The organism is Prevotella sp. HMSC077E09 (assembly GCF_001814685.1).
GTDB classification, from domain to species: domain Bacteria; phylum Bacteroidota; class Bacteroidia; order Bacteroidales; family Bacteroidaceae; genus Prevotella; species Prevotella oris.
Window position 1 is genome coordinate 168586 of sequence record NZ_KV817595.1, and the last position, 13461, is coordinate 182046.

The 13461-nt window shown below is 42.8% G+C and carries 10 protein-coding genes and 1 pseudogene; 5 read left to right on the forward strand and 6 right to left on the reverse strand.

Annotated features, from left to right (window positions below; translation table 11 throughout):
* Positions 1 to 6: 6 nt before the first annotated feature.
* Complete coding sequence (locus HMPREF2983_RS12610; protein ID WP_070668994.1) at positions 7 to 984, forward strand: AMP-binding protein; 978 nt, start codon at positions 7 to 9, stop codon at positions 982 to 984.
* Here the strand turns inward: HMPREF2983_RS12610 and aroB are convergent.
* Positions 961 to 2010 (reverse strand): 3-dehydroquinate synthase, encoded by a 1050-nt coding sequence (gene aroB, locus HMPREF2983_RS12615; protein WP_070668996.1) that lies wholly within the window; start codon positions 2008 to 2010, stop codon positions 961 to 963. The two genes, HMPREF2983_RS12610 and aroB, sit on opposite strands and share 24 nt — an antisense overlap.
* Positions 2011 to 2456: 446 nt before the next feature.
* On the opposite strand from aroB, the gene HMPREF2983_RS12620 reads away from it, so the two are divergent.
* The 3 genes and pseudogenes from HMPREF2983_RS12620 to HMPREF2983_RS12630 all read left to right on the forward strand — a co-directional run bounded on the left by HMPREF2983_RS12620 (position 2457) and on the right by HMPREF2983_RS12630 (position 5459).
* The gene (locus tag HMPREF2983_RS12620; RefSeq protein ID WP_008449768.1) at positions 2457 to 3686 is read left to right on the forward strand and encodes a site-specific integrase; all 1230 of its coding nucleotides are present in this window, start codon (positions 2457 to 2459) and stop codon (positions 3684 to 3686) included.
* 63 nt (positions 3687 to 3749) lie between these two features.
* Positions 3750 to 5045 carry a site-specific integrase gene (locus HMPREF2983_RS12625; RefSeq protein ID WP_008449741.1) on the forward strand — a complete coding sequence of 432 codons (1296 nt, stop codon included), beginning with the start codon at positions 3750 to 3752 and terminating at the stop codon, positions 5043 to 5045.
* A pseudogene (locus tag HMPREF2983_RS12630) lies at positions 5042 to 5459 on the forward strand (hypothetical protein). The gene HMPREF2983_RS12625 and the pseudogene HMPREF2983_RS12630 overlap by 4 nt, the downstream one beginning before the upstream one ends.
* Positions 5460 to 5633: 174 nt before the next feature.
* Here HMPREF2983_RS12630 and HMPREF2983_RS12635 read toward each other — a convergent pair.
* The 5 genes from HMPREF2983_RS12635 to HMPREF2983_RS12655 all read right to left on the reverse strand — a co-directional run bounded on the left by HMPREF2983_RS12635 (position 5634) and on the right by HMPREF2983_RS12655 (position 12212).
* On the reverse strand, positions 5634 to 6113 hold the full coding sequence (locus HMPREF2983_RS12635) for a hypothetical protein (RefSeq protein WP_008449756.1): 480 nt from the start codon (positions 6111 to 6113) through the stop codon (positions 5634 to 5636).
* A 17-nt stretch (positions 6114 to 6130) separates the two neighbouring features.
* Positions 6131 to 8320 carry a peptidase domain-containing ABC transporter gene (locus HMPREF2983_RS12640; RefSeq protein WP_008449702.1) on the reverse strand — a complete coding sequence of 730 codons (2190 nt, stop codon included), beginning with the start codon at positions 8318 to 8320 and terminating at the stop codon, positions 6131 to 6133.
* Complete coding sequence (locus HMPREF2983_RS12645; RefSeq protein ID WP_009012961.1) at positions 8321 to 10594, reverse strand: TonB-dependent receptor; 2274 nt, start codon at positions 10592 to 10594, stop codon at positions 8321 to 8323.
* 8 nt (positions 10595 to 10602) lie between these two features.
* Positions 10603 to 11880, reverse strand: a complete 1278-nt coding sequence (locus HMPREF2983_RS12650; protein WP_008449654.1) for a radical SAM/SPASM domain-containing protein — start codon at positions 11878 to 11880, stop codon at positions 10603 to 10605.
* 152 nt (positions 11881 to 12032) lie between these two features.
* Complete coding sequence (locus tag HMPREF2983_RS12655) at positions 12033 to 12212, reverse strand: hypothetical protein (protein ID WP_009012962.1); 180 nt, start codon at positions 12210 to 12212, stop codon at positions 12033 to 12035.
* Between the two features lie 206 nt (positions 12213 to 12418).
* Between HMPREF2983_RS12655 and HMPREF2983_RS12660 the strand changes: the two genes are divergently transcribed.
* The gene (locus HMPREF2983_RS12660; protein WP_019036535.1) at positions 12419 to 12844 is read left to right on the forward strand and encodes a hypothetical protein; all 426 of its coding nucleotides are present in this window, start codon (positions 12419 to 12421) and stop codon (positions 12842 to 12844) included.
* Positions 12845 to 13461 lie beyond the last annotated feature (617 nt).

A 13461-nucleotide genomic window follows, 5' to 3' on the forward strand; every position in this document is an offset into this window, starting at 1 on the left:
ATAACAATGACTTTAGAGGCCTTTTTAGAAGCATGGAACAATCCTTCAGATAGGATATTGGTGCACACCAGCGGTAGCACGGGAATGCCAAAGCCAATGTTTGTCGAGAAGAAGCGAATGCTTAATTCAGCCCGCATCACTTGTGATTTCCTTGGTTTACAGGCTGGTGACATGGCTTTTCTTTGTATGCCATTAGACTATATCGCAGGGAAAATGATGGTGGTACGCAGCATTGAACGACATTTGGAACTGAAAACCGTTGAACCATCAGGCCACCCATTACATGGTTTTAAGGTTGACGGAAACAGGCATTCTCTTGCTGCAATGGTTCCCCTGCAGGTTTATAACAGTCTCCAAGTGGTCGAAGAGACCGAGGAATTGAAACATTTCACACATCTTATCATTGGTGGTGGCGCCATTGATAATCAGCTGGCTGAAGCCTTGAGAGACTTTCCAAATAATGTGTGGAGCACGTATGGCATGACAGAAACGCTTTCGCATATTGCACTTCGACGCTTGAACGGGCCGGAAGCAAGCGATTGGTATAAGCCTTTTGAAGGAGTAACGGTATCTTCTAATGCCGAAGGATGCTTGGTGATTGATGCACCGTTAGTGCACGACGGACTCCTTGTGACGAATGATATCGTAATAATTAATGCCGAAGGTTGCTTCAAAATCCGGGGCAGGAAGGATAATGTCGTCTGCACAGGAGGCATTAAAATACAGATGGAAGATATTGAGACTCTATTGAAACCATGGCTTGAAAAGCCTTTCATGATTACCAAACGACCTGACAAAAAATTTGGAGAAACTATCGTTCTACTGACAGAAGAAGAGGAAATCTCAAAGATAAAGCATATCTGCAAGGCATGTCTTCCAAAATATTGGCAACCACATGATTATCTTTATATAAATCACATACCACTCACCGAGACAGGAAAACCTGCACGTGCAGCAGCCTTATCCCTCGCGAAAGAAATCTAATGCCTCTTTAATCTCCTCATCAGTGGCCGTCTGATTGATGCGGATATCACCGATATTCCCCAACAACGTAAAGTTGATGATGCCGTTTGTATTCTTCTTATCATGGGTCATCAGCGCAATGAGTTCATCATAGTCATTGCATGTAACAGGAAGATATCCATAGTTTTCACGAATGAAACTGACAGTCTGTCTCATTCTTTCTGTTGGGAAACCAACCTTGAAACAACTGAGATAAAGCTCGCAAATAAGTCCGAAAGCAACGGCATAACCATGCAGGATAGGGCTTCTCTTGAGAGCCCAACTCTCGAAAGCATGGCCGAAAGTATGCCCCAGATTTAATGCCTTTCGTATGCCTTGTTCATGTGGATCCTGCTCAACGATACGCTCTTTCACCTTGACAGACTCGGCAACCATACATTGGAGTTTCTTCAGATCTGGCTGCATTAGCGGGAATGTAATGAGTTCATTCCACGTCTTTTCATCCGAAATGAGTCCGTGCTTCAGCATTTCTGCATATCCCGAACAGATATTTTTTGCATCGAGTGTCTGCAGGAATTGCGTGTCAATAAGAACGAAACGACTCTCGTTGAACACGCCGATTTCATTCTTCAATCCGTTGAAATTAATCCCCGTCTTTCCCCCCACAGATGCATCAACCATAGCTAAAAGCGTTGTTGGAATATTGATGAAGTTGATGCCCCGCTTGAAAGTTGAAGCTGCAAAGCCTCCTAAATCTGTCACCATTCCACCACCAAGGTTCACAAGACAAGAATGTCTCGTGGCGCCTCCATAGCTTAATTCCTGCCATACTTGCATGAGTGAAGTGACATCTTTGTGGGTGTCAGAGGCCGGAATGGTTATGACTTTCGCCTCTTGTGCATGCAACAACTCGTCCAGAACAGGCCAACAGAGTCTGTGCGTAGTCTCATCTGTGAGTATGAAAAGACGGTCGTGCCGGCACGAAGCAATGGCATCGGTGAGTTCTTTTGCTATGTTTTGGGATATGATAATCCTGCTTTTCATCATAAACTTAACATTCGGATTGTTTTTACAAAAGTATAGTTTTTCTGGTTTCTCACAAAATTTTCACTGATGTTTTAGGGAGTATGCCTCGTAACTTGATGCACATTGCGCTGTGATTTGATGCAAATGACACTGCATTTTGACGCAAATGAGAATGCAACTAATCAAAGAAAATGAAGTAAAATCGAAGTTGGTGTAAACTGACTGATAATAAGCAGGAAACGGAACAATTTGCATAAAACTGCCTCTTTCAAAAAGGGCAGCAATATGCAGATTTAGGCAGAAGTTCAGTTACCAGAACGTTACCCGATTCTAGCATAGGTAACGATGGAGTAATATTCGGTAACTGAATTATTTTCGCTCGTGTGGCTGTTGCTGCGGTCGGCAGTTTTCTGCGTAAGTGAGGAACGCTTTAATTCGGGTAACTTTGCCCACAGAAATTAAAGCGTATGAAACAAGGAAAAATGAAGGTGTTGCTCTACCTCAAAAAGAGCGGTCTTGACAAGTCGGGCAAAGCCCCGATTATGGGGCGGATAACCATCGACCGTTCCATTGCCCAGTTCAGTTGCAAACTCTCCTGCAATCCCGATTTGTGGAATCCCCGTGAGAGCCGAATGGACGGAAAGAGCCGTGAGGCGGTGGAAGTGAACAGCAGGTTGGAAAACCTGTTGCTGTCCGTTCAGTCTGCTTATCAGTCCCTGCTCTCCAAAGGATGCCCGTTTGACGCAACCGATGTGAAGGAGCAGTTTCAGGGCAGCGTGCAGACACGGTGCATGCTCATCGAAAGGCTGGACATACTCATCAAGGAAAAAGAAAACCATGTAGGTATAGACATCAAGGAAGGAGCCATACACGGCTACCACTCCACCCGGATACATTTACAGAAGTTTATTCAACGGAAGTACAAGGTTTCGGACTTGGCATTCTCGCAACTTACAGAGGATTTTATCCATGAGTTCCAGCAGTATTTCTTAGGTGAGTGTGGTTTTCAGGAAAGCACGTTCTATAATGTAGCCACGCATTTGAAGACGGTATGCAGATTGGCATACCGTGAGGGATTGGCAGACACGCTCCTTTTTGACAAGGTTAAGATATCAAAGGGCAACAAGAAACTCCCCAAGGCACTCGACAAGGAAGCGTTGGAAAAGCTGAAGGCTCTCTGCTTTGAGGATTTGGAGGAAGAAATGGAAACGGCAAGGGACATATTCCTCTTTGCCTGCTATGTTGGTGCAGCCTATTGCGACCTGATGGAACTGAGCAAGTCCCACCTTGTCCGTGATGATGAAGGCAAAATGTGGCTGAAATTCAACCGCCACAAGACAGGCGTACCCTGCCGTATCAAGTTATTGCCCGAAGCCATTAGGCTGATAGAGAGGTTTCACTGCGATGAAAGGGAAACACTGCTTCCCTATATCAAGTACAAGAGCTATCAGACCTGTCTGAAAGCCCTGCGGCTTCGTGCAGGCATATCGTTTCCATTTACCACTCATACCGCAAGGCACACCTTTGCAACACTCATCACGCTTGAACAGGGTGTGCCTATTGAAACGGTAAGCAAGATGCTGGGACATTCCAACATAAGCATGACGGAACGCTATGCCAAAGTAACTCCACTGAAACTTTTTGAGGAGTTCGACCTTTTCCTCTCTTTTACAGGTGATATGCAGCTGACTATCTAACGATAAAGTCTCATCATCTTATTTTTTTCATCCAATCAATCAAAACATTAAAGCATCAAGACAATGAGAAGTACATTCAAGATAATGTTCTATATCAACAGACAGAAAATTAAGGCAGATGGCAATACCGCCATTCTATGCCGTATCACCATAGACGGAAAAAGCACAACCATTACCACGGGCGAAGAATGCAATCCCTCCGAGTGGAACACCAAGCAGGGCTTGACGACAGACAGGAAAACCAATCAAAGACTCCATGAGTTCAGGGAAATTGTGGAAAAGACCTATCAGGATATACTGACAAGGGACGGAGTGGTAAGTGCTGAACTTATCAAGAACCACCTGCAAGGCATAACAGAGAATCCGTCAACCCTCCTTGCCATGAGCAGGGCGGAGCTGCAAGCACTCAAGGAAAGCGTTGGAAAGTCAAGGGCGGAGGGAACTTATCTGAATCTGTCCCATTCTGACAAGAACCTCCGTGAGTTTGTGGAAGATAAAGGATTGCAGGACATATCCATTTCCACCATTACGGAGGACTTGTTTGAGGAATATCGCTTCTTTCTCAAAAAGCGCGGATTAAAGGGAACGACCATCAACAACTATCTCTGCTGGCTGAGCAGGCTGATGTTCCGTGCGGTCAGCAAGAGGATTATTCGCTGCAATCCTTTTGAGCATGCCAAGTATGAGAAAGAAGAAAAGAAGATACGCTTCCTGCAAAAGAGTGAAGTTGCTAAACTTGCGACAATGAAAATGAATGACAGCGAGGCGGAATTGGCAAGGCTGATGTTCGTCTTTTCCTGTCTTACGGGACTGGCAATCGCTGATATGGAAACTCTGCAATATGGGCATATCCAAACGGCAGCGGGCGGGAGGAAGTATATCCGAAAGGAACGTCAAAAGACAAAGGTGGAGTTCGTTGTGCCGCTGCATCCAATAGCGGAGGCCATTATCCGCCATTGTTGGGAAGAACAGGAGGGAAACGAAGAACTGCAGACGGTGAAAGAAAAAGGCGACAGCCTTGTCTTCCCCCGTAGTTGCAGCCGTAGCGTAATGGGCAAGAACCTGTGCATTGTGGGCAAGGCTTGCGGTATCAGAGAACGGTTGTCCTATCATATGGCAAGGCACACTTTCGGTACAATGAGTTTAAGTGCAGGAATACCCATTGAGAGCATTGCCAAGATGATGGGGCACGCCTCCATATCAAGCACGCAGATTTACGCGCAGGTGACGGACAGGAAGATTTCGGAGGATATGGACAGGCTCATTGCCAAGCAATCTGCAAAAGAGAAAGAAATTGCGGAGAGAGAGGCTTGTGAACCTTCGGATTTTGCAACCTGTAAAATGGAGGAAACGGCATGAAAGCAAGCAATAATTCAAAGAGCAAAAATAGCACGTACAATCATCGCAGTTACTTTGATTGGGGGGAGTAATATGCAGGTTGTCCACAAGGGTAAAGGCGAGATTGCCATGACGGAGGGAGAACTTGCGAGGTTCTTCGGTGTGACGTGGAGAAAACTCAATCATAGGCTTCAAGCGATAATAAAATCTTCCAACTTGCATCCCGATGAAAGGGGTGCAGGCCAAGAAGAAGTTATCAATGGTAGAGAGTGTGTTGGTTATGCATCACTTTATCCGCTCTCAACAATCATTGCCCTGTCCTTTCTATTGGACAGCATGGAAGCGCATTTATTCAGAAAGTACATCAGTAGAAGATTGCAGACAGAGTCTGCCATTGTAACGCCAATCTTCCTGTTAGGCAATACCAAGAACTAATGAATATATTTCCTTTTTCTTTCACCGATTATATCTTACTACATTACTACAATAAGAGTTAAAGCGGTGAAAGAGAAAGGATTAACGTGTAGTTGGCTGCTCAAAATAATTGTACTACGCAGTAACTACATTTGCCTTTCTTCTTTCACTGCTTCATTACGGTTAAAAAGGGAATTATATGCTATTTGTTATTTGCTTGACTATCCTCTGGAGCACGCTTTCATTGCTTATAAGTATAGATGCCGTGCCCACCATTCCGCTGATAATTTTATACCTGCAATCCGTTATCCTTACCTGTGCCGTGAATACGCTGCCTTCTGCCGTTTGTCGGGGTGTATGCGATGTGGCTGTTATTACACCATTTGCAACTCCGTATGTTTCTGCATCGTAACCCTCAACTTCGATGTTCGCTGTCATTCCTCTTGCTATCGTATTCACGTATTTATAGGGAACGGTTATTGTGCCTTGATGGGCATTTGTCATCTGCACCTTTGCACTGATGGTTTCGGGATAAGGTATAAAATATGCGCCCACCAATAGTCCCAATATCACAATGGTGATTATCGTGATACCATAACGGACAATCCTTGACGGTATCTCGCCAATGATATGCCTTACTTTCTCGCTGCGGAGTTCTATCTCGTTGTCTGCCATAATATTCCTTTCTGCTGTTAGTTGCCTAATTCTAACTGATTTTTTACGAGGTTATAGTATGCACCCCGCTTTGCTGTGAGTGCTTCGTGGTTGCCAATTTCTACCACCTTGCCTTTATCCAATACCACTATCTGATCAGCATTCTTCACCGTACTTAGGCGGTGTGCCACGATAACCACCGTCTTGCCTTTGTAGAACTCATCAAGATGTTCTACTATCATACGCTCATTGTTGGCATCGAGCGAGTTGGTGGCTTCGTCAAGAAAGATATAGTCGGGATTCTTATACACTGCCCTTGCTATCAGGATACGCTGTTTCTGTCCTTGACTCAAACCAACGCCATCGCGACCGATCTTAGTGTTGTATTTTAAGGGCAGTCCCATTGCATAGTCATGAATACAAGCTATTTCAGCAGCTTTCTGCAATCGCTCCTTGTCAATCTCGCCGTCATCTACGGCAATGTTCCTTGCTATACTCTCGGAGAATATCACACCGTCTTGCATCACCACGCCACATTGCCTGCGCCACCATTTCTTATTAAGTGCGTTTACATCTGTTCCGCCAATAGTTATTTGACCTCCCAATACGGGGTAATAGCCTAACATGAGTTTGATGAGCGTTGTTTTACCGCTGCCCGATGCGCCCACAATGGCTGTTACCTTACCTTTGGGGATAGTGAGACTAACATCATCTATAATAGTTTTCAGTGCGTGAGGGTCGTATTTGAAGTTTACGTTTTCAAGGTCTATGCCTTCGTTTTCTTCTTTCACTGCTGTTTCCAATCCTTGCTTTCCGTTCTCATCATCCATACGGTGGATTTCATTGATACGTTCAAGGCTTATCTTTACATCCTGCACCGAATAGAAGAAACTCATCAACTGCTCGACAGGTGAGTTGAGTTGCCCAATGATATACTGCACGGCAAGCATCATACCCAGCGTGAGTTGTCCATGAATGACGGCTGTTGCTGCGACCACCGTGATGACGATGTTTTTCAGTTCATTGATGAAGATGCTGCCTGCCTCTTGTGTCTGTTGGAGTTTCAACGATTTCATCTGCACTCCAAAGAGGTCTGCCTGCACGTCCTCCCATTCCCAGCGTCTGCGCTGCTCGCAGTCTTGGAGCTTTATCTCCTGCATGGAGGTGATAAACTCGTAGGTCTTGTTGTTGTTGATGGCTTGCTGCTCAAAGAGTTCGTAGTCAAGTACCTTTCTGCGCCTGAGGAAGAGTGCAAGCCAACCGCCATAAAGCAGACTGCCGAGCATGAAGATGGCAAAGACGAGCCAATTATAGGATAGCAGTACGATGCTGAACACCACAAAGGTGAAGAGTGAGAACACGATACTGAGCGTCTGTTGCGTCAGAAACGTGTTCACCCTACTGTGGTCGCCCATACGCTGCATGAGGTCGCCCATCAGTTTGGTATCGAAGAATGACATCGGCAGCTTTAAGAGCTTGATGAAGAAGTCGCTTACCAATGAGATGTTGATGCGCAGCGAGATGTGCAGCAACAGCCAACGGCGAATAAAGTCGATGGCAGTACGGCTCACGGTAAGCATCAGTTGTCCTAAGAGTATCAGCCATATAAAACCGATATTCTGGTTTTTGATGCCCACATCCACGATAGACTGGGTGAGGAAAGGCAGAATAAGCTGTAACAAACTGCCCACGAGCAAACCTAAGACAATCTGCCCGAAGTACTTGCGATATTGCTTGATGTAGCCAAAGAGGAATCTGAACGAGCGTTCCTCTGTTGGCTGTTCCTCCATCTGCTTTTCATAAAATGCTGGTGTGGGTTCCAAGAACATGACTATTCCTTTCTCCTCACCGTCCGATTGAGTGCTGACCCAATGCTTCTTAAATACTTCGAGGTCGTATTTTACATGCCCTTTTGCAGGGTCTGCAATGTAGAATCCGTTCTTTTTAACTTTGTATAGTACAACAAAATGATTTTGGTTCCAATGGAGTAAGCAAGGATAATTTATGTCTTTTATTTGATACAAGCTTGCTTTTCCACATAGCACATCAAAACCTAAGGCTTCTGCCAATTGTTTTAAAGCCTGCATTGAAACACCCTCATTGGTTATAGTACAGGTATTTGATAGAGTTTCAAATGAACACTTTCTACCATAATACTTACAGACCATAGCCATGCAGGCAATCCCACACTGCATGGCGTCATGTTGCCTATAAAAATAAAAGGACATTTATTTTGCTGTGTTGTATTTGGTAAGACCGGAGTCGTTGTCTCTATTATTAATGTTTTTACCCAGATGCCTTCGTGAATTGCCTTTTGACAAAGAATAGACGAAAGTCAGTGCCACAAGATTTTTGAAATTACCCCATCGGGTCTTTTCTACGAAATGGAATGAAGGAGTGTCCGCATAAATCCTGGAAGGATCGGGATTGTAAATGAACATGGCACCCACGGTGATTGCACCTAATTTATAGGTAAGGGATGCGTTCGCATTATACCCAATCTTCTCAAAGACATCACCTTCAACAGTGGTCATCGGTAGATTGTGGTTGGTAATGAACTGCCACTTGCCTGCCACCACCTGACAAGAGATTCCGACATTGTTCAGATTGTGGTTGACACGCTGATTAGGCGTATTGTATTTGGAAGACAGATAGTTATAGTAAGGCTGCAAAGTTAGCCAGGAGAAAGGTCTGCAACTCAGAACAAGCGATGCGCCATACTCGTTGACATGGCGGATGCCCACAATCTGGTTCACGAAGTCCGAACCGTCAGCGGAAACAACTGTCATATTCTTGCTGGGATAGTAGGCATGGCTGACGGAAGGTTTGACAAACCAGATATTATTGGCCGACGCATACTGGAAGCTAAGTTCGGTGCGGTAGAAATGGTAGGGCTTCAGACTGCTGTTGCCTTGTAGATAGAATCGTTCATCCACGACGGTACGACTATCTGTGAGCTGACCGACGTTAGGAACCGCAGATGCTATGGACGACGTCAGGCGTAGCGAACTGTGTTTGTGCAGCTGGTAATTAAGAGAAACAGAAGGCCGCATAAGGATGTAGTTGGCTATTGCCTTCGTCGCAGTTCTATATCGGTTGTTCTCCACACCGATTCCCAGGTTGTAGGACAATGCCCCCCATTGATTGGTGTAGTCGGCGTATAGGTATTCCTTTTGCGTATTCACTGTCGACAAATTGGATGCCCCGTCTGTCTGACGCAGGTTTTTGTATTGATAGTAGGCTCCTATCTGTATATTTCCCTGCCACAGTTTGTCAGTATAAAGTGCTTCTGCTATTAGCGAGTAAGACTTGTTGTCGACGACGTTGGTAAACGTTCCCGTTCCCGAGGTGTTTGTTAGATTATTGTTCGAATTGGATTTGAAATAAGTGTTCACCACATTGACCGACAGACTGTTGCCTTTACGGAAGGTGTGTCCGAAGTAGATGTTGGCCGATATGGATGAAAAGTCACTTTGAAGCCTTCTGTGGTTGGCATCTTCCAATGTACCCGTCCGCAAGAGCTGTTGACTGTATTGCTGGGTAGCCGGAAACTTACGATATTCTAAAGTGATATTGAAAAGGTTGCTGTTTTGGAAACGCTGATAGAATAATTGTCCTATGTGGTAGGTACCAGTGTATTTACCCGACAGACCCTTGTAATCGTTCGTCACATCCGGATAGACATAACGGTTTTCCATGGTGTTCCGGTCAAGATGTCTGTAGTCCAGAAAATATGCCGCAGACACCTTGTTGAGCGAATCGCTATAACTGGTGGAAATCAAGTTGGTACCATATCCTGTGGTGATACTGTTTTTGGTGTCGAGATATAGTGAATAGTGCCTTTTGTTGGTGCGCTTAGTCGCTACATCTAATACAGCACCTATCTTCTCATGCGCAAACCTTGCAGGCGGATTGGAATAGTAGTGCAGGGTCTTTATTTCGTCGGCTTTGAGCAGCATCAGTTCACGTACCGACCTCCTGATTCCATCAATCAGCACCAAGACAATTTTACCATCTGCCGTCAGCAGTTCACCGCTGTTTGTTGAAAGTCTGAATTGCGGCAGGCTACTGATGGCCTCCAAAGCGTTGTTTCCCATCTGTCTGGCACGCCTGTCTAACAGGATGATGTCTGCGTTGCCGAAGCTTCTTAGCCCTTGAGCCGACACAGTGACCTCTGAAAGGTTCTGTATGCTTTCTGTCAGCTTGACCACTCCGACATCGCCACGCTTGCACGTTAGCTGTTGTGGCCGATACCCTAAACAAGAGAATTTCAACAGGAACTGTCCGTCTTCGTCTACATTCAAACTGAAGGTTCCTTTTGAATCCGTCAACGTGTGAGCAATGGCTGCCGTGTCAGATAAGCTGGCCAATACGCAGTCAACGCCGGCTAATGGACAGCCAGACGGATCGGTCACCGTACCGTATATCCTGTTCTGTGCGTTGCTGCTTATCAACGAGACTACAAAGGCAAACCATAACGTTGTGAAAATTCTTGCCACCATAATATAAATTATTTACACATTGAATCAATGTAATTTACCATCGAATCTTCCAAATTGATATCCATTCCATCGAATTTACACGCATTTACATATTCATTATCCCTTGGACACACCCCCATACAAATTGGAAGTTGTTTGCATTGTAAGCACCGTTTATTCTCAAAGGATTTCACCTCATATTTTCTGATAAAATCCATGTTCCAAGAAATAGAACCATCGTTTTGAATAATGCCATGAGTTTTGTTCTCATACAAATCATTGCATGCCGTACATTTTATAACATCACCATTAAAATTAATGGCATTATAATACTTACGACTAGCGTAACATGGAACGAAGTTTGTGATAACGTCCAGACGTATTGTGTTATAACCAGATTGTTCAAATAAATTAAGAAGTTCTCCGATGTCTTTATATCTATCTTTCCTTACCTTTTCTTGCCATACTTTTTTGGGGGTAATCGTTATTCTTCCCCGATTAGCCATTGTAATGTGATGGTTGATTTGATCTACTATTTCATAATTTAGATTCTCGTCAGTATAGTTAATTCTCAATAGAATATTAACAGCCTTTGTATTGCTGAGCAATTGGTTGATGTTGTTTAGAACATGATCGAATGCAGAATCACAACCTTTCTGATATTTTACTTTATCATGGTTCTGTTTGGGTCCATCTAATGTAATATGAAACCGCGTCATGCCAAGTTTTTGAATTAATGGAATGTTTTTGGGGAAAATGAAGTAACCATTTGATGTAGCTGTTGTTGAATATTTTACACCTTTTTTCTCACATTCTTTTTGTGCGAATTCACATATTGGCTTTATAATTTGTTTTAAGTACATTAACGGTTCACCACCAAACCATTCGATTTGAAGTGATTCTATATTCTGTACATCAATCATATATTTGATGTGTGTCATCACATTCTCCATTGTACTCTTCGACATTCTTGAAGGTATATGATTTTGTATGCAATACCAACATTTAAAGTTGCAATCCAAGGTTGGTAGAATGATTAACAGATAGTTCTTCTTGTTTACTGAATCACAATATCTTTTCCTAATTATTGAAAGCTCATCAGTATTATCCGGCACAATGAAACCACTTGCTGATAGCTTGTCTTTTAGAACTTTAGGGATGAACTCAATTCTTTCTTTGTCTGTGAGTAGCCTCTCTATTTTTAACCCTAAATCCTTGGGAAGCTTAAAATAAGTGTGTTCAAGCCCATTGTACCAATAAGATTGGTTATTTTGGTATATTATATAGTTATAATTACTTGCTTTCATATATTACAATACTTAATTAACATCCCGTAAAAAAATAAAAGAGCCATATCAAGTATGGTAATGAACGATATGGCTCTTAAAGTGTTGAAGTTTCATTATCATCTACCACGAAATACCTTCAGGTACACGTTGAAATGATGTAGAACTGTTCATTAAGCATGTTGTACCCCCGGTTGAGATTGATCTGTCACAATAATAACATCACATCCGCATCCGGCAACATTGTTAGAACATCCTGTCTGAGAGGCTGCCATTTCAGAAGCTCCACCCTTGACTTCAAGCGACTCCATTAAGGATAATTCCTCAACTGAAAAAAGTTTTTGGTTTTTCATTTAATGTAACATTTAATCGCCTTCTTACTGCTTCAGGCATTGCATTCTTTTGTCGTCAAAATTAGAAAAATATATAGTTGAGTTCAAATAATTTCGATGTTTTCTTGCAGGTTTCCTTGCAAAATCATACTTTTGTATGATAATATATAATCTTTCATGTAACATTATATAGTCAAAAAACGTGAACACGTAAAAAACTCCATAGAATGACGATTTTCGATATTTTAAAAGGGTTAAAAGAGGCAGACGACAACACACAGAGTATCCGGAGTCAAGCCACCAGTGATTATTCTCCTTATATAAAAAGTGCCCAAGCTACTGATAGGCTTGGATATGGAAAAATAGTTCTGATTGATTTCTGTCAATATACTTTTCTATATATATCACCATCTATTTTTTCAACTCTACAACAAAAAAGATTTAGAGATAACGGAGGAAGAATTGATAATATACTTGATGAAAGGCAGTTAAGCTATTTGAGCAATATTCTTAAATCGTATTTCGCGTTACAAAAAAACTATGCCCGTATAGAGTCCTCTGTCTTGCATTTTGACTTTTCAATAAATACCTCTTTATGTAAGCAAATGATACATGCCTCGTTGACCCCTTGTTTAGTAATGATAAAAAAATAACTTGGTATTTTTTTCTCTCTCTCCATGAAACCATATAGTTCCATTTCTGGAGTTTTTCATCAATTGAATACACTGCTCAAGACCGATGCCTCGGCTCCGAAAATGTACCAAGTTATTTTTTAATCATTACTAAAAACAAGCTGTGGCGCTTATTTTTTTGAGAAATCCTTGCATATCTCGAAGAATTTCCATATATTTGCCACACATTATATATGTGTATTTTGTAAATGAAATATATGAAACAGTCCTGGCTGTGTAAACAGGAGCGGATACCGAAAAGCTTACGAGTAGGTTTCTTTAAAATAATACAATTATGAAAACGAAAAAACTACTAAGCCACACAAATTATGCAGCTAAAGTTGTTGCTTCAGGTTGTTGCTGTAATTGCAATTCATGTTGCTGCTGCTGGTCACTTTTCTCCTCCAGTGCATCCATGGAACAGGCTGCTGTAGCCTAATAGTAGCCAAATGAGTGTAGCTCGTTTTGAGTCAGCTATTCTCTAAATCATTAAAAACGAGGTTGTTGTGAAATCACACACATATACTACGATTATTAGTTTATGGTACGATTATTCACATTTATCTGGCTCAGTAGAAAAGAGATGGGGAAATTTCCTT

What these genes read in the sequence shown, in the direction of transcription:
- HMPREF2983_RS12610 (WP_070668994.1), top strand. Translation starts at nt 7, where the DNA reads ATGACTTTAGAGGCCTTTTTAGAAGCATGGAACAATCCTTCAGATAGG.
- aroB (WP_070668996.1), bottom strand. Translation starts at nt 2,010, where the DNA reads ATGATGAAAAGCAGGATTATCATATCCCAAAACATAGCAAAAGAACTC.
- HMPREF2983_RS12620 (WP_008449768.1), top strand. Translation starts at nt 2,457, where the DNA reads ATGAAACAAGGAAAAATGAAGGTGTTGCTCTACCTCAAAAAGAGCGGT.
- HMPREF2983_RS12625 (WP_008449741.1), top strand. Translation starts at nt 3,750, where the DNA reads ATGAGAAGTACATTCAAGATAATGTTCTATATCAACAGACAGAAAATT.
- HMPREF2983_RS12635 (WP_008449756.1), bottom strand. Translation starts at nt 6,113, where the DNA reads ATGGCAGACAACGAGATAGAACTCCGCAGCGAGAAAGTAAGGCATATC.
- HMPREF2983_RS12640 (WP_008449702.1), bottom strand. Translation starts at nt 8,320, where the DNA reads ATGTCCTTTTATTTTTATAGGCAACATGACGCCATGCAGTGTGGGATT.
- HMPREF2983_RS12645 (WP_009012961.1), bottom strand. Translation starts at nt 10,594, where the DNA reads ATGGTGGCAAGAATTTTCACAACGTTATGGTTTGCCTTTGTAGTCTCG.
- HMPREF2983_RS12650 (WP_008449654.1), bottom strand. Translation starts at nt 11,880, where the DNA reads ATGAAAGCAAGTAATTATAACTATATAATATACCAAAATAACCAATCT.
- HMPREF2983_RS12655 (WP_009012962.1), bottom strand. Translation starts at nt 12,212, where the DNA reads ATGAAAAACCAAAAACTTTTTTCAGTTGAGGAATTATCCTTAATGGAG.
- HMPREF2983_RS12660 (WP_019036535.1), top strand. Translation starts at nt 12,419, where the DNA reads ATGACGATTTTCGATATTTTAAAAGGGTTAAAAGAGGCAGACGACAAC.